At 70.2% G+C, this 20,650-nt stretch carries 24 protein-coding genes, 1 tRNA gene and 1 pseudogene; 15 read left to right on the forward strand and 11 right to left on the reverse strand.

The annotated features are described in order from the left end of the window. Together ASD56_RS16460 and ASD56_RS04235 are read left to right on the forward strand one after the other, a co-directional pair. Positions 1–136: pseudogene (locus ASD56_RS16460) on the forward strand (ferredoxin); the annotation flags it as partial. Then, entirely contained in the window at positions 129–1,106 is a 978-nt protein-coding gene (locus ASD56_RS04235) for an NAD(P)/FAD-dependent oxidoreductase (protein ID WP_055961578.1), read from the forward strand. The pseudogene ASD56_RS16460 and the gene ASD56_RS04235, both read left to right, overlap by 8 nt. Positions 1,107–1,113: 7 nt before the next feature. Here the strand turns inward: ASD56_RS04235 and ASD56_RS04240 are convergent, their stop codons facing one another. Continuing rightward, positions 1,114–1,920, reverse strand: coding sequence for a hypothetical protein (locus ASD56_RS04240; RefSeq protein WP_055961580.1), 807 nt, complete (start codon positions 1,918–1,920; stop codon positions 1,114–1,116). A 103-nt stretch (positions 1,921–2,023) separates the two neighbouring features. Beyond that, the gene (gene dcd / locus ASD56_RS04245; protein WP_055961583.1) at positions 2,024–2,629 is read right to left on the reverse strand and encodes a dCTP deaminase; all 606 of its coding nucleotides are present in this window, start codon (positions 2,627–2,629) and stop codon (positions 2,024–2,026) included. A 114-nt stretch (positions 2,630–2,743) separates the two neighbouring features. Here dcd and ASD56_RS04250 point away from each other — a divergent pair. Further along, positions 2,744–2,817: transfer RNA gene (locus ASD56_RS04250), tRNA-Gly, on the forward strand. 182 nt (positions 2,818–2,999) lie between these two features. Beyond that, on the forward strand, positions 3,000–3,437 hold the full coding sequence (locus ASD56_RS04255) for a VOC family protein (RefSeq protein WP_055961586.1): 438 nt from the start codon (positions 3,000–3,002) through the stop codon (positions 3,435–3,437). A 2-nt stretch (positions 3,438–3,439) separates the two neighbouring features. Here ASD56_RS04255 and arfB read toward each other — a convergent pair whose 3' ends face one another. Both arfB and ASD56_RS16345 read right to left on the reverse strand, forming a co-directional pair. After that, positions 3,440–3,877 carry an alternative ribosome rescue aminoacyl-tRNA hydrolase ArfB gene (arfB, locus tag ASD56_RS04260; RefSeq protein WP_055961590.1) on the reverse strand — a complete coding sequence of 146 codons (438 nt, stop codon included), beginning with the start codon at positions 3,875–3,877 and terminating at the stop codon, positions 3,440–3,442. Between the two features lie 46 nt (positions 3,878–3,923). Then, a complete protein-coding gene (locus ASD56_RS16345; protein WP_200947454.1) occupies positions 3,924–4,097 on the reverse strand; it encodes a hypothetical protein in 174 nt (57 codons plus the stop codon). A gap of 126 nt (positions 4,098–4,223) precedes the next feature. Between ASD56_RS16345 and ASD56_RS04265 the strand changes: the two genes are divergently transcribed. Then, complete coding sequence (locus tag ASD56_RS04265) at positions 4,224–4,412, forward strand: hypothetical protein (protein WP_157535759.1); 189 nt, start codon at positions 4,224–4,226, stop codon at positions 4,410–4,412. Here ASD56_RS04265 and ASD56_RS04270 read toward each other — a convergent pair. Beyond that, positions 4,372–5,025, reverse strand: coding sequence for a DUF4166 domain-containing protein (locus ASD56_RS04270; RefSeq protein ID WP_055961596.1), 654 nt, complete (start codon positions 5,023–5,025; stop codon positions 4,372–4,374). The genes ASD56_RS04265 and ASD56_RS04270 overlap by 41 nt on opposite strands. A 151-nt stretch (positions 5,026–5,176) precedes the next feature. Between ASD56_RS04270 and ASD56_RS04275 the strand changes: the two genes are divergently transcribed. The 6 genes from ASD56_RS04275 (at position 5,177) to ASD56_RS04300 (ending at position 10,753) form a co-directional block, all read left to right on the forward strand. After that, positions 5,177–5,746, forward strand: coding sequence for a TasA family protein (locus ASD56_RS04275; RefSeq protein WP_055961599.1), 570 nt, complete (start codon positions 5,177–5,179; stop codon positions 5,744–5,746). Positions 5,747–5,773: 27 nt separating this feature from the next. Beyond that, the gene (locus ASD56_RS04280; protein ID WP_082541243.1) at positions 5,774–6,370 is read left to right on the forward strand and encodes a signal peptidase I; all 597 of its coding nucleotides are present in this window, start codon (positions 5,774–5,776) and stop codon (positions 6,368–6,370) included. Positions 6,371–6,421: 51 nt separating this feature from the next. Then, entirely contained in the window at positions 6,422–6,820 is a 399-nt protein-coding gene (locus ASD56_RS04285; RefSeq protein WP_055961602.1) for a hypothetical protein, read from the forward strand. A gap of 88 nt (positions 6,821–6,908) precedes the next feature. Further along, complete coding sequence (locus tag ASD56_RS04290; RefSeq protein WP_055961605.1) at positions 6,909–8,732, forward strand: Ig-like domain-containing protein; 1,824 nt, start codon at positions 6,909–6,911, stop codon at positions 8,730–8,732. 1 nt (position 8,733) lies between these two features. Further along, the gene (locus ASD56_RS04295; protein ID WP_082541244.1) at positions 8,734–9,525 is read left to right on the forward strand and encodes a response regulator transcription factor; all 792 of its coding nucleotides are present in this window, start codon (positions 8,734–8,736) and stop codon (positions 9,523–9,525) included. Next, complete coding sequence (locus ASD56_RS04300; protein WP_055961607.1) at positions 9,518–10,753, forward strand: sensor histidine kinase; 1,236 nt, start codon at positions 9,518–9,520, stop codon at positions 10,751–10,753. The genes ASD56_RS04295 and ASD56_RS04300 overlap by 8 nt, the downstream gene beginning before the upstream one ends. Before the next feature lie 3 nt (positions 10,754–10,756). Here ASD56_RS04300 and ASD56_RS04305 read toward each other — a convergent pair whose 3' ends face one another. Further along, on the reverse strand, positions 10,757–11,626 hold the full coding sequence (locus tag ASD56_RS04305; protein WP_235565514.1) for an EamA family transporter: 870 nt from the start codon (positions 11,624–11,626) through the stop codon (positions 10,757–10,759). Between the two features lie 9 nt (positions 11,627–11,635). After that, complete coding sequence (locus ASD56_RS04310) at positions 11,636–12,904, reverse strand: serine hydrolase domain-containing protein (protein ID WP_055961613.1); 1,269 nt, start codon at positions 12,902–12,904, stop codon at positions 11,636–11,638. A gap of 75 nt (positions 12,905–12,979) precedes the next feature. Here ASD56_RS04310 and ASD56_RS04315 point away from each other — a divergent pair, with 75 nt between their 5' ends. Together ASD56_RS04315 and ASD56_RS04320 are read left to right on the forward strand one after the other, a co-directional pair. Continuing rightward, positions 12,980–13,291 (forward strand): DUF2470 domain-containing protein, encoded by a 312-nt coding sequence (locus tag ASD56_RS04315; protein WP_055961616.1) that lies wholly within the window; start codon positions 12,980–12,982, stop codon positions 13,289–13,291. A gap of 46 nt (positions 13,292–13,337) precedes the next feature. Then, the gene (locus ASD56_RS04320) at positions 13,338–13,991 is read left to right on the forward strand and encodes a biliverdin-producing heme oxygenase (RefSeq protein ID WP_055961620.1); all 654 of its coding nucleotides are present in this window, start codon (positions 13,338–13,340) and stop codon (positions 13,989–13,991) included. 39 nt (positions 13,992–14,030) lie between these two features. Here the strand turns inward: ASD56_RS04320 and ASD56_RS04325 are convergent, their stop codons facing one another. Together ASD56_RS04325 and ASD56_RS04330 are read right to left on the reverse strand one after the other, a co-directional pair. Beyond that, the gene (locus ASD56_RS04325) at positions 14,031–15,410 is read right to left on the reverse strand and encodes an ATP-dependent DNA helicase (protein ID WP_055961622.1); all 1,380 of its coding nucleotides are present in this window, start codon (positions 15,408–15,410) and stop codon (positions 14,031–14,033) included. A 9-nt stretch (positions 15,411–15,419) separates the two neighbouring features. Further along, a complete protein-coding gene (locus tag ASD56_RS04330; RefSeq protein ID WP_082541245.1) occupies positions 15,420–15,920 on the reverse strand; it encodes a MerR family transcriptional regulator in 501 nt (166 codons plus the stop codon). Positions 15,921–15,973: 53 nt separating this feature from the next. Between ASD56_RS04330 and ASD56_RS04335 the strand changes: the two genes are divergently transcribed. Together ASD56_RS04335 and ASD56_RS04340 are read left to right on the forward strand one after the other, a co-directional pair. After that, positions 15,974–16,837: an NAD(P)/FAD-dependent oxidoreductase gene (locus tag ASD56_RS04335; protein ID WP_055961625.1), complete on the forward strand. Its 864-nt coding sequence runs from the start codon at positions 15,974–15,976 to the stop codon at positions 16,835–16,837. A 44-nt stretch (positions 16,838–16,881) separates the two neighbouring features. Continuing rightward, positions 16,882–18,030, forward strand: a complete 1,149-nt coding sequence (locus ASD56_RS04340; RefSeq protein WP_327043317.1) for a hypothetical protein — start codon at positions 16,882–16,884, stop codon at positions 18,028–18,030. Between the two features lie 5 nt (positions 18,031–18,035). Here the strand turns inward: ASD56_RS04340 and ASD56_RS04345 are convergent, their stop codons facing one another. Together ASD56_RS04345 and ASD56_RS04350 are read right to left on the reverse strand one after the other, a co-directional pair. Beyond that, on the reverse strand, positions 18,036–20,024 hold the full coding sequence (locus ASD56_RS04345; protein ID WP_235565516.1) for a cytochrome c oxidase assembly protein: 1,989 nt from the start codon (positions 20,022–20,024) through the stop codon (positions 18,036–18,038). A 108-nt stretch (positions 20,025–20,132) separates the two neighbouring features. Next, positions 20,133–20,420, reverse strand: coding sequence for an HU family DNA-binding protein (locus tag ASD56_RS04350; RefSeq protein WP_055961628.1), 288 nt, complete (start codon positions 20,418–20,420; stop codon positions 20,133–20,135). Positions 20,421–20,650 lie beyond the last annotated feature (230 nt).

Genomic DNA, 20,650 nt, shown 5'->3' on the forward strand with positions numbered 1-20,650 from the left:
GCAGGACTACTACAAGGCCAACGTCGAGTTCTTCGACGACATCGGCTCACCCGGCGGCGCCGCCAAGGTCGGCGTGATCCACAAGGACCACCCCGTCATCTCCGAACTGCCTCCGCAGGGTCAGGATCATGCCTGACCGGGCATACTCGGCCTCACCGGCGTCGCTGACATCGGTCGAGGTGGATGCGCTCGTGATCGGCGGTGGTCCGGCGGGCCTGTCCGCAGCGCTCAACCTGGGCCATTCGCGCGCGTCGGTCGTGGTCCTCGACGCCGGTCGGCCGCGCAATGCGGCGACCGTCCGATCGCACGGGTTTCTGACGCGCGACGGCATGCCGTCACAGGAGCTGCGTCGGCTGGCTCGCGCCGAGCTCGCCTCCTACCCCACCGTCAAGCTCTTCGACCGCACGACGGTGTCGGCGCTGCTGCCGACGGATTCCGCCCGCGGCATGCGCTTCATCGCCGCCCTGCAGGGCCGCGGCGCCGGTGCGCCCGCCGTCGCCGCGCGGTCGGTCGTGATCGCCACCGGGCTGCGCGAGACGCTGCCTTCGATCGCGAACCTTCGCGCGTTCTACGGCCTCAGCGTGTTCAGCTGCGCGGCCTGTGATCCGTGGGAGCTGCAGGATCGTCCGCTCGGCCTGATCGGCGAAACCCCCGACCTCGCCGCGCGGGCGCGCCTGATCGCCCGTTGGACCGACCGGCTGACGGTCTTCACCAACGGCGCGGATGTCGTCGCAGCCGACGAGGAAGCCGAGCTCGCAGCATCCGGAATCGTCGTCGAGCGCAACGTGATCGCCGAGCTCGCGGGTCAAGGCGGGGCGGTCACCGCGGTGCGCCTCATCGACGGCTCGAGCGTGGCGATCGAGGGCGGGTTCGTGCGGCCTCGGTGGCAGCCGTCCTTGGGCTTCCTCTCCCCGCTGACCGTCGAACGCGACGCGGACGGCGGCCTCGTGGTCGACGCGGCCGGTCGCACGTCGCTGCCGGGGTTGTACGCCGTCGGCGACGCCGCCGCCGCGGGGCCGCAGCAGCTCATCGTGTCGGCCGGTCAGGGCGCTCGGGCGGCGGCCTCGCTCGCGCACGACCTGGTGGGTGTGCGGACGGCCTACTGACGCGGAGTCAGGGGGTGTCCGCGTACACCGACACCGTGGAGCCGTCCACGACGAACTGCAGCGCTGTCCCTTCGGGGAATCGCTCGAGCAGCTCAGCGGGCATGTCGGCGTTCACGAGGAGCGCAGTGGTGGCGTCGAAGTCCCCGGCGGTGCACCCCGCGGTGAGGATTCCCGGGCCCTCCGTGCCCTGCAGCCTGTCGGTGCGCGTCATGTAGAGGCAGAAGGTGCCCTCGACGTCGGTCCAGTCGTCCGGCACGTAGATGGGCGTCACGCCGAGGAGCTCGTCGTAGATCACGGCGCCCCCACGCTCCGGGCCGAAGAAGCCCTCGGGCCACTCCGCTTCCGGATCGGCGTCGAGCACCGCCACTCGGTCGTGCCGGTCGACGGTGGCCATCGTCAGTGCGGCACCCACGACGGCCGCGAGGAACAGTGCGAGCGCGGCCACGGTGATCCGGCCCATCCGGCTCCGCAGGAACGCTCGGAAGGGGGATGCCGCGACCGGCGCGACCTCGGGGTCGGGGGCCGGCAGGTCCGCACCCTCCGCGGGCGACGCGGTCTCGGCGCCGGCGGGCGGATCATCCGTCAGCTCCGGCTCGGCGGAGAACTCCTCCGTCGAGGGCTGAGTCGCCGGGCTCTCCTGGCCTGCGAGGCCGGGGCCGGGGCCGAGCGCGCTCTCATCGACGGGCACGGCGGCGGCGCGCCCTTCGAGCTCGTTCAGGCGCGCGAGCGCGGCAGGATCGAGACTGATGTCGGCGTCCGGCCCGTAGGCACGTTCACGCAGCATCCGAAGCTCGTCGACCGGGTGATCGTCCATCGGATCCGTCCTGGCACCGGCTGTTCGTCGCACGGTGTGAGAACATCCTCGCCCTTGTCGCGGGCGTTGCCTAGACGACCGGATGCCGTCGTGCGGGCTGCCGCTATGCCCCGCGGGATCCGGCGTCGGTCGAACCGACGTCGGTGCGGTGGAAGTTCTGGAACGACCGCGACGCGGTGGGTCCGCGCTGCCCCTGGTACCTGTTTCCGTACGGACCCGATCCGTAGGGATTCTCGGCGGGAGACGACAGCCGGAAGAAGCAGAGCTGTCCGATCTTCATGCCCGGCCAGAGTGTGATCGGCAGCGTGGCGACGTTGGACAGCTCGAGCGTCACATGACCCGAGAAGCCGGGATCGATGAAGCCGGCGGTCGAGTGCGTGAGCAGGCCGAGTCGGCCGAGCGACGACTTGCCCTCCAGCCGGGCGGCGACGTCGTCGGGCAGCGACACGAGCTCGAAGGTCGACCCGAGCGCGAACTCTCCGGGGTGCAGGATGAACGGCTCGTCGGGGGCGACCTCGATCATGTGCGTCAGGTCGGGCTGGTCCTGCGCGGGATCGATGAACGGGTACTTGTGGTTGTCGAACAGCCGGAAGTAGCGGTCGAGCCGGACGTCGACGCTCGAGGGCTGCACCATCTCGGGCTGCCACGGGTCGACCCCGATTCGTCCCGCGTCGATCTCGAGTCGGATGTCACGGTCGGAGAGCAGCACGCGCCCAGCCTAGCGGCGGGACCCCGCCTGTCCGGATGAGTGTGACGAGAGAGCGGATGCCGCGGCCCTCGGCATCCGCTCTGTTATTCTGTCCAGGCGCCGCAAGGTCTGCCCGGGGATGTAGTTCAATGGCAGAACTTCAGCTTCCCAAGCTGATAGCGCGGGTTCGATTCCCGTCATCCCCTCCAAAGCTCCGACATACGGCCGAAGGCCGTGGGTCGGAGCTTTCGTGTTGATGCCGTAGGAACCGACCCGCTTCGGGTGGTCCCGCTCCGCGAGAGGCTCCGTGCAGCGCGGAGCGATGCATGGAGTAGCGGAGTGGCCGATTCCCGTCATCCCCTCCAACGCCCTCATGAGTAGCATGCAACGCATGCCGATCAAGCTCGAGAACGTCGCCATAGCGGTCCGAGACCTCGAAGAGACGATCGCCTTCTTCACCGACCTGGGCCTCACCGTCATCGGCCGCGACACCGTCAGCGGCGAATGGACCGACACCGCGGTCGGGCTCGACGGCAACCACGCCAAGATCGCGATGCTCCAGACGCCCGACGGGCAGGGGCGGCTCGAGCTGTTCGAGTACATCCATCCTGAGGCGATCGAGACCGAGCCCACGCTGCCCAACGAGATCGGCATGCATCGCGTCGCCTTCTCCGTCGACGACATCGACGAGGCACTCGCGATCGCCGCGAGACACGGGTGCCGTCCGCTGCGCGGTGTCGCCACCTATCAAGACGTGTACAAGCTCACCTACGTGCGCGGCCCGAGCGGCATCATCGTCATGCTCGCGGAGGAGCTGAAGAAGGGCTGAGCTCAGTCGTGCGGCGGGCGCCGCAGGCGCTTGACGTCGGTGCGGCGCTTCTTGGCGTCCAGCCGCCGTTCCCTGGAGCCCCGCGTCGGGGCCGTCGGTCGCCTCGGCGGCGAAGGCGGCCGCAGCGCTTCCGCGACGAGGGCGGCAAGGCGGTCGCGAGCGGCATCCCGGTTGCGCAGCTGCGCACGATACTCGGATGCCGCGATCGTCAGGACACCGTCCACCAGGCGTCCACTCAGGCGTTCGAGAAGGCGCTCCCGCTGCAGCGGAGACAGCACGGCTGAGCCTGCGACATCCCAGACGAGCTCGGCTCGGGAGTCGGCGGTGTTGACTCCCTGGCCGCCGGGGCCCGATGAGCGCGAGAACCGCCACGACAGCTCGGATTCGGGGATCGTGGTCCCCGAGGTGACCCGAAGTCCGGGACGGTGGGCGGCGGGCATGCTTCCATCATCCTCCGGTGTTCGAGCGACGAACGAAGAGCCGGGGTCAGCCGCCGCCCGCGTCGTACGGCCCGTGGCGCCGCTGGTCGGTGGCCCCGTAGTGCTGCGAGGCGGGATCAGCGCCCGGCGCGCCACCGTGACCGCGGCGCGTCTCGTACGTCTCGGTCTCGGGCCGGAAGAAACGCGTGATCCGGAACCACAGTGATGTCTTCTCGCTCATATGCGCTCCTAACGCGTGGCACGAAGCTACCAGCATCGTCCTCCATTACACGGTCGAGGCGTGCCAAGGGAACCCCCCTGAAGTCAGGGCGCACACCGGGGAACCGCCTTGCTAATGTTCCGATCCATGAGCACGATTGCCCTCTATGTGAACGGCGGCCGCTTCGAACTCGCCGACCACTACACAGCGGACGATCTCGGCATGTACCTGCGCAGTCCGAAGGCGGGCTTCCTCGAGCTCCAGCTCGCGCACGGCGGCACGGTGCGCTTCGGCATCACTCCTGGCCTGGCCTGGGCGGTCGAGGAGATCCCGTGAACGCCGATGGGCGCCGTTCGTAGGTGAAGGCCCCCGCGTAGCGGAATACCTCGCCGAGCAGCGGTGCGGTGATCCGCACGTCGACGCACTGCCGAGCGGCGCCGGCCGGATCCATGCGCTCGTCCAGGTGCATGACGGCAAGCCGCGGCAATGGCAGACGAAGGCGACCGATCCACAGCGCCAGCCGCGTCGACCGCATCCGCAGCCCGCCATCTATGACGGACAGCCGGATGCCGACCTCCAGGCCGCGTCTCTTCCCGAGCCGGTCGACCAGAGCGCCGCCGGCGACCTCCATGGTGTCTTCCATGATGCGCACGCGTTCCCCGAACGCGAAGGTCCGCACAGCGCTGAGCGTGCCGTCCGCCGCGGCGGAGTTGACGACCGTGAAGGGCACCCCGTGGCCGTACTCGGGAAAGAGGACGTTCCGTCGAGCCATCACCGACAACAGGGGGCGCAGCATCCGGATCCGTGAACCCGCCTCCTCATAAACGCCCGTCCCGACCCCGGCCTCTCCGGGAGCGAGCGGCCCGAAGTACCGCTGAAGCCGTGGATCGAGCCGCGAAAACTCATCGCCCAGCACACGCTGGTAGACGGAAGGCGCGGGCACGGCCACAGGTTACGCGAAACCCGCCTGTTGCCTTCCGCGTGCGTTTGTGTCCGAGCGCTGTCCGCGGCGTGGATCGACCGTGGGTTCGCTGTTGCCGACGCCTTCGTAGCGTTGCCATCAGTCGAAAAACATCCACCGCAGAACAGGAACTCGCACCATGAGCACGACCGACCTTCAGGCCACGAAGCCCGAGCCCGTCCGTAACCGGGCGCGCATCATCGTCCCGCTCGCGGGCCTCCTGGTCGCCGCTGCGATCACGGTCGGCTCTGGCGCGGACTTCGTCGCCAACTCGGTGAACACCGGCAACGCGTACAGCACCGGCACCCTGCTGCAGACCAACTCCAAGGCCGACAGTGCGATCTTCAACCTCACGAACCTCAAGCCGGGCGACACCGTCAACGGCAAGGTCACGATCACCAACTCCGGCACGCTCGCCGCGGCCATGAAGCTGAACGAGAACGCCGTCAACGGCTTCGCCACCAAGGCGAACCTGGCGCTCACGATCACCGCGACCGGCACGGCCACTCCGGTCTGGTCCGGCACGCTCGGCGACCTCACCGCCGCCGGACCGCTCGACCTCGGCACCTTCGCTGCCGGCGAGGCGCGCGAGTACACGTTCAGCGTGACGCTGGCGCAGGCCGCGACGAACGCCGAGCAGGGCAAGACCGCCACCGCGACCTACACGTGGAACGCCACGCAGACAGCCGCCACGACCACCAACCAGTAATCCAGACCTGGGGGATAGGGAGCGAACATGAGCGCCGCGACGAAGGCTAAGACTCTGGGCAACGTGGGGATCACCGTTGCCGCCATCCTCGCCCTCGGCGTCGCGGCGCTCATGTTCGTGCCGGGGGTGCTCGGCTTCGACCGCTACGTGATCACGGGCGGCTCGATGTCGGGCACCTTCGAGCGCGGCGCCCTCGTGTTCGAGCGCCAAGTGCCGGTCTCCGACCTGCGTGTCGGCGACGTCATCACCTACCTTCCCCCCGCAGATTCGGGTGTGACCGAACTGGTCACGCACCGGATCTCGTCGATCGAGCCCAGCCCCGACGCTGCCGGCGCCCTCATGTTCCAGACCAAGGGCGATGCGAACGCGAACGTCGACCCGTGGACGTTCACGCTCGCCGATACCGTGCAACCGCGCGTCGAGGGCTGGGTTCCCGAAGTCGGCTGGGTCTTCATCGCCCTGGCCGAACCCATGATCAGGATGCTGGCGATCGGGGTCCCCGCCGCGATCATCGCCGCGCTCAGCCTGTTCGACCTCGTGCGGGCCACTCGGCGTCGCCGGCCGTCCGCCATCGCGGCCCCCCTCAGTGGCTCGCCGGTGGCCGGCATCCCCGCCACAGCCTGACCGCGCTCTGCGCGGCACCGGTCTCCGCCCCCCCACCTCGGGAGATCCGCCATGATCCGCCACCGCACGCACCTGCGGGACGCGCTGCCCGCTTGGGTCGCCACCGCCGGCATCGTCATCGTCTCCGCCGCCCACCTGGCCGCGGCATCCACCGGCGATCTCGTCCGTGATCCCGTGGTCCTCATCGCGCTCGCTCTGGGCCTCGGCGGGCTGCTCGCCGCGCTGCGGTTCGCGGCCGCGGGATGCTTCGAATCCCGGCTCGCGATGATCCTCGTCGCCGCAGCATCGGTCGTCCTGGCGCTGCTCACCCACACGATCGGCGCACCGGGCACGCCCGCACTCCGCTGGAGTGCGATCGACGTCGCACTCCTCCTGCTCGCGGCCTGCCTGGCGGCCGTCACGTGGCGCGCCACCGCATCGATGGCCGCCGCCGGAGACTGCTCCCGCTGATTGTGGATCCGGTGAGGCCGTCCTGTGGCCTTGCTGTAACCGACCGCCACGTAGCGTCGGGAACGACCCGATCGCACGAGGAGAAACGATGACCGCGGCCGCACTTCGCACAGCGGTGCTCGTCGCGCTCGCGGCGGTCCTGTTCGTCGCTGTCACGCCCTTCGGTCCCGGCTTCTCCTCCGCCGCGTTCACCGCGCAGACCGTCAACTCGGGCAACCGCATCGGAGCGGCCGCCGACTGGACGCCACCGACCGTGAGCGTGCGGTCATCGGCCACGCCGCTGCGCGACATCGCGACGATCACCGCCGATGCCTCGGATGCCGAGACCGGCGTCCGCGACGTCGTCATCTCGGTGCAGGCCGCCGGCGCCACCACGTGGACGACGCTCTGCACCAAGGCCGTCGCCCCCTACAGCTGCTCCTGGGACACCCGCACCGTCGCAGACGGCTCGTACAGCCTGCGCGCCGTCGCCACCGACAACTCGAGCTACGTCACGACCTCCGCGCTCGTCCCGGCGACCGTCGGCAACACCGTCGGCGTCACCCTGGCCGACCCGGGCGACGCGGTGCGCGGCACCGTCGCACTCCCGACCACGCTGACCAACACCGGCGCCGGTCCGTACACGGTGCGCGTCGAGTACGCGGTCGCGGACTCCGAGCAGTGGAAGACGCTCTGCACCACCGCCGTCGCGCCGTACAGCTGCGCGTGGGTGACCACCGGCATCGCCAACGACTTCTACGACCTGCGCTCGGTCGTCACCGCTCCCGGCGTCGCCGCCACCGTCTCACCCGTGGTCGAGGCCGTGCTGGTCGACAACGCGGCCCCGTCCATCACGATGGCCGATCCCGGCTCGCCGCTGCGCGGCACCGTCACGCTCACGGCGACTGCGACCGACGACCACTCCGGCGTGACCGCCGTCACGATCCAGTACGCGCCGAACGGCTCGTCCTCGTGGCAGACCGCGTGCTCCATCGTCACCTCGCCCTACTCGTGCCGCTTCGACACGACGAAGCTCGCGGGCGGCAGCTACTCGTTCCGGGCGACGGCAGCGGATGCCGCGGGCAACGCCGCGACCTCCGGCACGGTCGGCGGGCGCACGGTCGACAACTCGGTCGCCTCGGTGGCCGTCGAGGACCCCGGCGCCTTCCTCTCGGGCACCGCGATCCTTACGGCGACCGCCGCCTCGACGGCCGGAGTCGCCAGCGTCGCCATCCAGGTCGCCCCGAGCGGCACGAGCAGCTGGACGACCGTGTGCTCCGACGCCAGCACGCCGTACACCTGCGCCTGGAACACCAAGACGGTCGCCGACGGCCTCTACGACCTCCGCGCCGTCCTCACCGACAGCGTCGGCACGCAGACCACCTCCGCGATCCTGACGCAGCGGCGCGTTGACAACCGCCCGCTGCGCGGTCTCGATGTCCAGATGTTGAACGGCAGCTCCTCGGTTGGTCGCCTGCAGACCGGCGACATGATGACCTTCACGTACAGCGCGCAGGTCAACCCCGCGAGCATCACGTCCGGCTGGAACGGGGCCGCTCTGCCGGTCACGCTCCGCCTGCGCGACGGCAACCTCCTGGGGACGGGCAGCATGGGCGACACCGTCGACATCCAGCGCTCGGGAGCGGTCGTGAACCTCGGGTCGGTGAACCTCAAGGGCGACTACGTCCGTCTCCTGCGGACGACGACCTTCGCCGCAACGATGACCGCGACGACCGCGACCGTGAACGGCCTTCCGGTCACCGTGGTGACGATCAATCTGGGCGCGGTCGCCACCAGCGGCGGCTCGCTGCGCACGGCCGCCACCTCGGCCAACGCGGTGTGGACGCCGTCCGCGCTGGCCACGGACCTTTCGGGATCGACCTCGTCCACCACCCCGGTGACCGAGTCCGGTGCCCTCGACAAGGAGTTCTGACATGAGCGAGAGCGGCAGCGGCGACACCCCCGGGCGTCCTGTCCCGGATCCGCACGACGACGTCGATAGCATCGACGTTGTGGGGCAGCGCATCCTGGTCGTGGAAGACGACGACGGCATCGCGGTCCCACTCGTTCGCACCCTGACCCGTGAGGGCTACGAAGTCGAGCGCGTCGCCGAAGGCGCGACGGCCGTCGAACGGGGCATCGCCGGCGGATTCAGCCTGGTCGTCCTCGACCTGGGTCTGCCCGACATGGACGGCCTCGACGTGTGCCGGCGCCTGCGCGAGCACGATTTCACCGGCGGCATCATCATCCTCACCGCACGTGACGGCGAACTGGATCGGGTCGTCGGACTCGACGTCGGCGCCGACGACTACATCGCCAAGCCGTTCGCACTGGCCGAGCTGCTCGCGCGCCTGCGCGCGCTGCTCCGCCGCAGCGCCGCCGCGGTCACCCCGGCACCTGCCGCCGAAGTCCCGATCGCGGCATCCGCCACCGCTCTCACCGTCGACCCCGACGCGCGCCGTGCCTTCGCGGGCGGCCGCGAGATCGCGCTCAGCACGAAGGAGTTCGACCTGCTCGCCCATCTCGATCGCCATCGCGGCGTCGTGGTGACCCGCGAGCGCGTGATGGACGACGTGTGGGACGAGAACTGGTTCGGTTCGACGAAGACGCTGGACGTGACGATCGCCCGCCTGCGGCAGAAGCTCGAGGACTCCGGCGCGGGGGTGCGCATCACCACGATCCGCGGGGTCGGCTTCCGGCTGGACGACGGGATGGCGGATGCGTGAACGCCTCGTGCTGGCGTTCGTCGCGCTGGCTGTCGCGATCATCGCCCTGTACGGCATCCCGCGCGCGTACATCATCGCCGATCTGATCGAGACGAGCGAGGAGCGCCGGGTGGTCCGGCTCGCCGACTTCCTGGCCGTGCTCATGGCCGAGCGCGAGGCCGAGAGCGAGGTCACCGAGGAGTTCCTGCTGCCCATGCTCGAAGAGGGCGAGCGCGTGACCTTCACCGCCGCCGACGGCACGGTGGTCCAGGCGGGCGCGGCGCCGGCCGCCGATGACATCACCTCCACCGCCGAGGTCGAAGGCGGGGGCACCGTCGAGTTCAGCAGGTCCGGCGAGATCATCTCGGGCCGCGTGCAGGAGGCGGTGATGCCGGTCGTCGTGATCGGCGTCGTGCTGCTGGTCCTGTCGGCGGCCGCGGGCGTCCTGCTCGCGCGGCGGCTGTCCCGGCCGTTCGTGCGCCTGGCCGGAGTCGCGCGTGACTTCGGCACCGGATCGCTCGATCACGACACCGAGGACTTCCGGATCCCCGAGGCACGGGCCATCGACGAGGCATTGCGCACCAGTGCGCGCACCCTCGAGGAGCGCATCCGCCGCGAGCACGAGTTCGCCGCCAACGCCTCGCATCAGCTGCGCACGCCGATCACCGCGCTGCGCCTCGAGCTCGAGGACCTGTCGCTGTGGCCCGAGACCCCGGAGCCTGTCCGCGAGCAGCTCGGCCATGCCCTCCACGAGATCGACCGGCTCTCGGACGCCATCGCCGAGCTTCTCGAACTCGCCCGCGGGGGCACCCCCGGCGCCGATGAGTGGGTCGGCCTCGACGGGATGCTGGAGCAGGCCGGCGAGCGCTGGCGTGCACAGGCCGACACCAGTCGCCGCGCCATCACCGTGGAGCCGGATGCCGTGCGCAGCGTGAACGCGCCGGCGCCGGCGTCGCAGATCCTCGATGTGCTCATCCACAACGCGCTGCAGCACGGCAAGGGCCGCGTCACCGTCTCGGGCGTCCCCGGCAAGGGCTACGTCACGGTCCACGTGTCGGACGAAGGGCCGCGGCCCCGCGGCAACTCGATCTTCCAGCGCACTCCGGGCAAGAGCACCGGCGGAGGCGAGGGCATCGGACTGGCACTGTCGGCAGAGCTCGCCGAAGCGCTCGGCGGGCACCTGCTGCTCGAATCGGCCGCGAAGACGACGTTCGCGCTCATCCTTCCGCAGCAGAACGCCTCGGCCTGACCGTCACGCGACGGGTGTCGCCGCTTCGCGTGCCGCTCGCGCCGAGGACCGCACGGCGCCGATGCTCGCCAGGATCACGAGCGCGATGCCCATGAGCTCGAGCGCGGTGAGGTGCTGGCCGAGCAGCACGAACCCGGCGAGTGCGGCCGTCGCCGGGGCCAGGCTCATCAGGATCGCGAACACCGCGGCCGGCAGTCGCCGCAGCGCGACCAGCTCGAACGCGTAGGGAATCGCCGACGAGAGCACGGCGACCGCGGCTCCGAGCGCGACGAGTTCCAGCCGCAGCAGGGCGGTCCCGGCATCCGCGATCCCGAAAGGCAGGGCGATCAGCGCGCCGACGGTCATGGCGAGAGCGAGTCCGTCGAGCTTGGGGAAGGCCGCGCCCACGCGAGCGGAGGCCAGGATGTAGAACGCCCAGCTGCCCGCGGCGCCGAGCGCGAAGAGCACGCCGATCGGATCCAGGCGATCCCAGCCTCCGCCGGCGAGCGCCACCACGCCGGCCAGCGCGAGCAGCGCCCACAGCCACGACGACGCGCGCCTGCTGGCCACGATCGACAGCACGAGCGGACCGAGCACCTCGATGGTGACGGTGATCCCCAGCGGGAGCCGCTCGAGGGCCAGGTAGAACAGCCCGTTCATGAGTGCCAGCACCAGCCCGAACCAGACGACGCCGCGCCAGTCCGCACCGGAGTGGCCGCGCAGAGCGGGCCGGGCGATCGCGAGCAGGAGCAGCGCCGAGAACACCAGGCGCAGCATCACCATGCCGAGCGGACCAACCTCGGGGAAGAGCAGCACCGCCAGCGAGGCGCCGATCTCCTGGCATGCGAGCCCGGCGACGACGAGGAGAATCGCGGGCGTTGCCGCCCCGCGCACGGCCATCGGCTACGCCGGCGGTGCTGCGCAGATCGCGCGCGCCGTGATCTCGGCGTGGTACTGCTCGGCCGTCCACGGCAGTCCGGCCTCGAAAACAGTTCCACCGTCGGCGGCCGCGGCCTTCGAGGCAATGGCGGCGAGCTCCCAGGCCAGGTACGCGCCGAGCTCGGGGGCGCCGGCGGAGTTGTTGAGCACGACGGCGACGGTCAGGCCGCTCTTCGGGTCGGCGAACGCCGCCGTGGTGTAGCCGGGCACCGAGCCGTACTGGCCGATCAGCGAGCCGGCCTGGACGGCGCCGCCGGCGGCCGTGAACCAGGACGGGCCGTCGGCGGCAATCGCCTTGGGGTCGCCGAACCGGTCGTCCACACCGGGGTGCAGGGCGCCCGTGGCGAGGGCCTGCGCGTAGCGGCCCAGGTCGTCGATGTCGGTCACGGCACCGCTGTCGGTGAAGAGCACGGATTGCGAGAGCGCGCCCATGTCGAGCGGCTGCACGCAGTCGCGAAGGCCGCCTTCGACAGGCGGCGAGTACAGGCCGGCCAGCACCGCGTCGGCGGACGGCTTGGCCAGCTCGGTCTCGTCGAGTCCGAGGGGGGCGGCGACGTAGCGCTCGATCAGTTCGTCGGCCGGCATCCCCATGGCGCGCTCCAGCGCCAGGCCGAGCAGCACGTAGCCGGTGTCGGAGTCGCGGTATGCCGAGCCCGGCTCGGACGCGCGCCCCTGGCCGAGTCCGAAGGCCGCCAGTTCACGGGGCGCCCAGCTGCGGCTGGGGTTGCCGATCCACGACGACATCAGCTGCGGACCGTGCGCACCGATGCCCGAGGTGCTGTCGCACAGCTGCTCGAGTGTCACGTCCGACATTCCGGGAACGCTCGCGACCCACTCCGACAGACTGTCGCCGAGCCTCACCTTGCCCTCGGCCGCCGCCGAATAGAGGACGTCGCAGATCATCGCGCGCGTGACCTTGCCCGCCCGGAACTGCATCTCGGGAGTCACCTCGCCCCCGCTGCCCGGGGACTGCGTGCCGACGCCGGTCACCCAGCTGCCGGCCCACGGCGCCCACACGCCGACGATCGCGCCCGAGGCTCCGCTGGAGGTCATCGCGTTCGCGAGGGCGGCCTCCAGCTGCTCGACGGAACCGTCGGGCAGGGTCACTTCGGCCTGCGGGGGAAGGTCGATGACGACCTCGGACTCGGGGGCGCATCCGGCGAGGCCGAGTGCGAGCGCCACAACGGCCGCGATGGCGACGGCGGCGTGCCGCGCTCTGCGTTGACCCTGCATGCTCACCCCCCGTGGTGGTCTATGAATTCAAACACACGACCGCTTGCGCGCCGCATCCGTCTCTAGGCTGATGTCATGCCCTACGAGTTCGATGACTCCGTGGTCGCCGGTGTGCTTCACCACATGAACGTCGATCATGCCGATGACAGTCTGCTGATCACTCGCGCCTTCGCGGGTGGGCTTGACATCGCGTCGGCGAGCATGACCGGCTTCGACGGAGACGGCGGGACGTGGCAGGCCGTCACGGCCGACGGGTCGGCGAACGAGCTCCGCGTCCCGTGGCCGGGCGGTTCCATCAGCGAGCGTCCCGACGTGCGGCGCCAGATCGTGGCGCTGTACGACGAGGCCTGCCGCCGTCTGGGCGTGGAACCACGGGCGCACGCCTGAGAAAATATGTCAGGTTAGGTCACCCTAAATCTCCTAGACTGACCCCATGAGCGACCCGATCCCGTTCTCCGCCGCGCTGCGCGACCGCTCCAGTCGTGCGCACTCGTCGAGCGAGCACGCCGGCTTCATGGCCGACCTGATGACCGGCGAGGGAACGCGTGAGGACTACGTCGCCCTCGTGGCGCAGCACTGGTTCATCTACGAGGCGCTCGAGCGCACGGCCGGCCAGATGCGCAACGACCCCGTCGCCTCGGTCTTCATCAGCGACAAGCTCACCCGGCTTCCCGCCCTCGAGGCGGACCTCGACTTCCTCGTCGGCGCGGACTGGCGCAAGAGCATCGCGCCGCTGCCGACGACCCGCCGCTACGTCGATCGCATCAACGAGGTCGGCGCCACCTGGGCCGGCGGTTTCGTCGCCCACCACTACACGCGCTACCTGGGCGATCTGTCCGGCGGCAAGTTCATCGGACGCCTGATGTCGCGCCGCTTCGGCTTCGAGACCAACGGCATCGGGTTCTACCTCTTCGACGACATCGCCGACCCGAAGGCCTTCAAAGAGGTCTATCGCGAGCAGCTCGACGCCGCGCCGTGGGATGCCGCCGAGCAGGAGCGCGTGATCGACGAGGTCCTCCTCGCCTACAGCTTCAACACGCAGCTCTTCGACGACCTCGCCGAGGCGAAGGCAGGCCAGGTCGCCTGAGCCCCGGCCGGGTCGCGCGTTTCGTCTCGCTCCGCTCGCTCAACGACCGGACTGCGCTGCTGCAGCCGCCTGTGCGCGCACGCCGGCCATGAATCGTGCGACATCGGGATCGACGCGGATGTCGCTCGGCCGCAGCGGCCGCGACAGGTAGAGCCCGTCGAGCGATGTCAGGCGGGACAGCGCGACGTAGGTCTGCCCGGGCGCGAAGGCGCCGGAACCGAGATCGATGACGGCGCGCTCGTACGTCTTGCCCTGCGACTTGTGGATCGTGACGGCCCACGCCAGACGCAGCGGGAACTGGGTGAACTCGGCGACGATCTCGCGCGACAGCGACTTCGACCCGGCGTCGTAGGCGTAGCGGAACCTCTCCCACACGGCCGGTTCGACGTCGAACTCCTCGCCGTCGACGTCGACGCGGACGGTGCCGCCTGCGATGCGGGTGACCGTGCCGATGGTGCCGTTGACCCAGCGCGGCGGCTCACCGAAGCCCTGCGTGTCATTGCGCAGGAACATCACCTGCGCGCCGACCTTCAGCTTGAGATCGACGTCGGCCGGGTACGAGGCATCCCCTCGCCCGAAGTCACCGGTGATCTCGGCGTTCGCCGTCTGCTCACGCCCGACGAGCTCGTTGAGATGGCGGCGGTTGATGTTGTTGACGATGTCGTTGCGCGTGGCGAGCGTGATGATCGGGTGCTCGCCATCGGCCGGATCCGGCGGCGTCCGTGCACCGGTGTCGTTGAGGATCTGCGCGATGTCGGCGGTGACCCGCCCGTACCGCACGGCGTTGAGCATGGCCTTGAACGCGGGATCGGACTGCCGGTGGATGTCGACGAGCTCGCGGATGTGCAGGTCGGCTCCGTACGAGCCGATGTCGATGATGCCGTCGCCGGCGGTCTCGCCGACCCACACCTTCGCGTCGAAGAACCAGAACGAGCGATAGTGGTCGCGGATGTAGCGCAGCTCGTCGCCGCGCGGCGGCACCGGTGCGAGCTGGTACGGATCGCCGAACATCACGATCTGGACGCCGCCGAACGGCTCGGCCCGCCGGCCGCGCGCCTGCCGCAGCGACCGGTCGATCGCGTCCATCAGGTCGGCGTTCACCATCGAGATCTCGTCGATGACGAGGGTGTCGATCGCGTTGAGGATCTTGCGGGCGGCGTCGGACTGGTCGATCTCGCCCTGCGCGATGAGCCCGATCGGCAGCCGGAAGAGCGAATGGATCGTCTGACCCTCGACGTTCAATGCGGCCACGCCGGTCGGCGCACACACCGCGATCTGCTTGCTCGTGTTCCAGGCCAGGTGCTGCAGGAGCGTCGACTTGCCGGTGCCGGCTCGGCCGGTGACGAACACATGCTCGCGGGTGTCTTCGATGAGCCGGAACAGCGCCTCCTGTTCTGCGGAGAGAGGCGGCGTGGTCACCGATTCATGTTAGCCAGCGGATGCCGCGTCCCGGCCCTGCGCGGCGCGATCGGTGGACGATGGGGCTCCGTCCAACGGTGACGCGTCCGCCGGCGGCTCGGCATCCCGCCACCGGCCCGTCCCCGCGACGACCTCGTCCATGATCGCGCGGAACCGCGGGCAGGTCGTGATGTCGTGCGACCGGCACCGCAGCGCGTGCTCGGTCATTCGGCGCGATCGCTCCATGTCCGCCATGCGCCGGTCGAGATCGGCGAGATGATCCTCGAGCACTCGATGACGCTCGGGTGCCTGCTCGTCGAGGAGGACGCCGATCTGCTCGAGGCTCATGCCGGCGGCCTTGCTGCGCACGATCACCCCGATGCGCACCAGGTCGTCGTCGGAGTAGCGGCGCCGGTCGCCGCCGTCGCGATCGGGACGCAGCAGGCCGACGCCCTCCCAGTGCCGCAGCACGTGGGTGGGCAGGTCGAACCGGGCCGCGGCATCCCCGATCGACACCTCGCTTGACTTCATGTCGACATGAAGTCACAGGATCGAGCCCTACGCAAGTTCGAGAGAGGAAACCCATGTACGACGCGATCGTGATCGGAGGCGGCCCGGCGGGTCTGCAGGCCGCCCTCACCCTGGGACGCATGCACCGGTCGGTGCTGCTGCTGGACTCCGGCGACTACCGCAACGGCACCGTGGCGCACGCGCACAATCTGCTGACCAATGACGGGGTCGCCCCCGCCGACCTCCGGAGCCGCGCGCGAACGGAACTCGCGAAGTACCCGACCGTGCGCCTGCGAGACGCCGCCGTCGACAGTGTGACGCCGTCCGGCGAAGGCTTCACGGTCACGCTCACGGGCGGCCCCGAGGCGCACGCGGCCCGGATCATCTTCGCCACCGGCATGCGCGACGAGCTGCCCCCGATCCCCGGTCTCGCGGCCGAGTGGGGCCGGCGCGTGGCGCAGTGCCCGTTCTGTCACGGGCACGAGTTCGCGGGCGAGACGGTCGCCGTGGCGATCGCCGGCGAGCACGCGCAGATGATCCGCCTGATGCTCGACCCCATGGTCGCCGAGGTCGTCCCGCTCGATCCCGCCGACCTCGCGGCCGTCGACTCGGAACCCGACGGACTCGTGCTGCGGATGCGCGACGGCTCCACGCGCGCCGTCGCGGGGATGTTCATCGGCGCGACGCCGTCCCAGCGCGCCCCGTTCGCCGAGCGCCTCGGCTGCCGGACGCTGCCGAGCGGCGGCATCGAGATCGATGACATCGGTCGCACATCCGTGCCCGGCGTCTACGCCGCAGGCGACATGGCCCACCTCGCGACCGCCGCGGGGCCGATGGTCTCGCTCGCGGCCGCCATCGCGGCAGGGCAGCTGGCGGCGGTGGCGGTCGTGCGCGATCAGATCGCGTCGCGGATGGCGCCCGCCGGTCACGCCGTGTGAACAGAGGTGAGAGGCCTTCGACCGGTTCTTCCTAGACTGGGGACGTGGACCAGGGTTCGGTGGGCACGACGGAGGGTCGCGGTTCTGCGCCGTCGACCGCATCCGCGAGCCCCGGGCCCTCGGCATCCGGAATGATCCAGCCGCCGCGCAAGCCGGTCCGCCGCCGTTCCCTGGCACTGGATCTCACGCTCCTCGGCATCGTCGGGGTGCTGCTCGTGGGCGCGGTCGCTGCGGCGTTCGGCGTCATCCAGCGCGAGTTCTACAGTCCGACCGCGTTCGTCGAGCGCTATCTCGCGCTCCTGTCGAACGGGCAGGCCGCCGAGGCGCTCACGCTGCCCGGTGTGGCCGTGGACTCCGCCGCGCTGGACGCCGCGGGACTCCCGGCGACGGCATCCGAAGCGCTCCTCCGAGAAGCGGCGCTGGCCACCCTCACCGACGTCACGGTCGTGTCGGAGACCGCCGAAGGCGATCTCACCCGCGTCACGGTCGAGTACCAGGCGGGCGGCTACCCGGGCAGCACGACGTTCGAGATCGAGCGCGACGGCACCGTGGGGATCGCGCCGACGTGGCGCTTCGCGACCAGCCCGCTCGCCGTCATGGACCTCGTCGTCAAGGGGTCGATGCAGTTCCAGGTCAACGGCTTCGAGATCGACAAGCGGCAGGTCTCCATCGACGGAGTGGATGCCGACCCGCTCGCCCCGCTGCCGCTGCTGGTGTTCTCTCCCGGCCTCTACTCGGTGTCCGTCGACACCGCCATCTCGGCGACGCCCGGTGTGGCCGTGCTCTCGGACAGTCCCTTCCACGAAGTGCCGGTCGAGGTGCAGGCCGAGGCCACCGACGAGTTCATCGCCGTCGTGCAGGAGAAGGTCGAGCAGTTCCTGTCGACGTGTGCGACGCAGGACGTGCTTCAGCCGACGGCATGCCCGTTCGGCTTCGTCGTGCAGGACCGGGTCGACTCGGCGCCGCAGTGGTCCATCACGACGCAGCCGACCGTCGACGTCGCGCCGGACGGCGCCGGGTGGAAGATCCTGCCTACCGAGGCCGTGGCGCATATCGAGGTCGACGTGCAGTCGCTCTTCGACGGCGAGATCGAGCGCGTCAGCCAAGACGTCCCGTTCATCGTCAACGGCACGATCACCGTCGGCCCGGACGGGAAGGCCACCATCGTGGTCAGCGGTCCCGACACGAACTGACCCGGTCAGCCCCCGCTGCGGGCGTCGCGTTCGGCCAGTTCGGCGAGCTTGGCGTTGTACGCCTCGAGCTCGGCGTCGCCGGTGCGATCGGCGTGACGGTCGCGGCGCCTGGTCTCGCGCGAATCGCTCCGGCTCCACTGGATCGCCACGGTGATCGCCAGGATCAGCGTCGGGATCTCGCCGATGGACCAGGCGACGCCACCCCCCGCGTACTGGTCCTCGAGCGGCGTCGCACCCCACGTGCGGCCCATCGACCCGAACCACTCCGAGACCATGAGCCCGGACTGCATCATGATCGCGATGCCGAAGAAGGCGTGCATCGCCATGATGCCGATGAGCAGCAGCAGGCGTCCCGGGTAGGGCAGCCGGTACGGCACCGGGTCGATGCCGATGAGCGTCAGCACGAAGAGGTAGCCGGTGAAGAGGAAGTGCGCGACCATCCACTCGTGCCCGAGGTGGTCGTACAGCGACCAGCGGAACAGGTCGGTGTAATAGAAGATCCAGAGCGACCCGATGAACAGGCCTGCGGCGACGAACGGGTTGGTGAGCACCCGCGCGACCGGCGAGTGCACCGCCCACAGGATCCATTCGCGTCCGCCGCGGGTGCCGTCGTCGCGCTTGCGGATCGCGCGTGCCGCGAGTGTGACGGGCGCTCCCGCCACCAGCAGCAGCGGGATCGCCATGGTCAGGAGCATGTGCCCGACCATGTGCATGCTGAACAGGTAGTCCTGGTAGACGTTGATCACGCCGCCGGTGACCCAGACGAGCAGCGCCAGCCCGGCCACCCACATGATGGTGCGGTACAGCGGCCAGTCGTCGCCGCGCCGGCGCAGGCGCCAGACGCCGGCCAGGTAGAAGAAGACTCCGAACCCGGCGGCGACCGCCCACAGCAGGTCGATGTTCCACGCCGTGAGCCACCGCTCCGGGGTGAGCTCGACCGGCAGCGGCGCGCCGGTGAGGATCTCCGCCGGTGTGCGGATGAACGTCGGCGCCGCGGCGTTCGGCGGCGGGGTGCGGGCCAGGGCGGCCGCGGCACCGCTGGCCGCGCCCATGAGCACGATCTCGAAGACGATGAGGCTCCAGAACGTGCGGGCAGCGGCATCCTCCCGCAGTCGGCCGATGAGCTTCAGCCGGTACCACGCGCCGAAGAGGCCGAGCCCGACGAGCGCGACGATCTTGACGCCGAGGATGAGCCCGTAGGGGGAGAGCAGAGCCTCCCAGGTCTGCAGCCCGATCGCCGCGCGCACGGTGCCCGAGACGGCGACGACGACGAACGCGGCGAGCGCGATGCTCGAGTAGCGCGCGAGCACCGCGGCCAGGCGCGGGCGGTCGAGCAGCGGCCGCACCAGCACCATGAGCATGAGCCCGCCGAGCCACACCGCCGCCGCGATGATGTGCAGGATGAGGGCGGTCATCGCCTCGTGGTGGTTGGCCTCTTCGCCCGAGTGCCCCTGCGTGCCCATCGGCACGAGCGCCGCGAGGGCGAGGATCGCGACGAACAGCGTCGCCGTCCACGAGCGCACCGCGAAGGTCAGCACCGTCAGGCCGGCGCCCGCGACCGTCGTGATCAGCCAGGTGCGGCCGACCTCGGTCTCGACGACGAACCGGCCGAGCTGCGCGCCGAACTCGGGGCCCGCGTCGATCGCCGGGTTGAAGGTGACGATGAAGGTGAGGAAGCCGGTCGCAGCGGCGGCGATGGTGAAGACGGCGGCCGACACGGATGCCGCGTCCAGCGCCAGGTCGAACTCGCGCTCGCCCGCCCGCAGCGCGAAGAGCGCGGTGACGAGCCCGCCGACCATGCCGGCGGCCGACAGGTTGACGAACAGCTTGACCGTCGGCAGGCCCCAGCGGGCGATGGGTCCGGGATCGGCGATCGCCAGCGGCGCCGCCCCGCCGCCGTACGCCAGCGCCCAGACCAGCACGACGAGGGCGGTCACGACGAGGATCAGGGGCCCCGCGACCCGCAGCGCGCGGGGAGGGGCCGTGGGGATCACCGTTCCAGCCTAGGCGCGACCACGCGGTGCGCGTTCATCGGCCGCCGACCGCAGACAGCAGAGGAGGGATGCCGCAGACGCGGCATCCCTCCTCTTATGTGGTCGTCGTTACTTGACGGCGGCCTTGAGCTTCGAGCCCGCGGTGACCTTGACGCGCTGGCCGGCGGGGATCTTGATCTCCGCACCCGTCTGCGGGTTGCGGCCCGTGCGAGCCGACGTCTCGACGCGCTCGAACGAGATCCAGCCCGGGATCGAGACCTTGCTGCCCTTGGCAACGGCGTCGGAGACGGTGGAGAAGAGGGAGTCGAGCACGCCCGACACGGCGGACTGGCTCTGGCCGGTCGCGCTGGCGATGCTCGCGACGAGTTCGGTCTTGGTGATGGACTTGTCAGCCATGGGGATTGTCCTCCGAAAGCGGCGGAGTCGCCGCTTGTTTCATTTCTCGGACCGGGCGGCTCGCGCCCCCCGGCTGGTCGGATCGACCACGGCCGAATGTACCCGACAACGCGCCCATATCCGCGTATTTCCGGGGTTTTCGGCACCTTCTATCGGCGTGTCGGGGGCGAAAGTGGCCAGTGTGACCCCTGTGACCGCCTTTTTCGGTCATGAACGGTCCGATCCGGACA

Origin of the sequence: Microbacterium sp. Root166 (assembly GCF_001427145.1) — a bacterium.
Classification (GTDB): Bacteria; Actinomycetota; Actinomycetes; order Actinomycetales; family Microbacteriaceae; genus Microbacterium.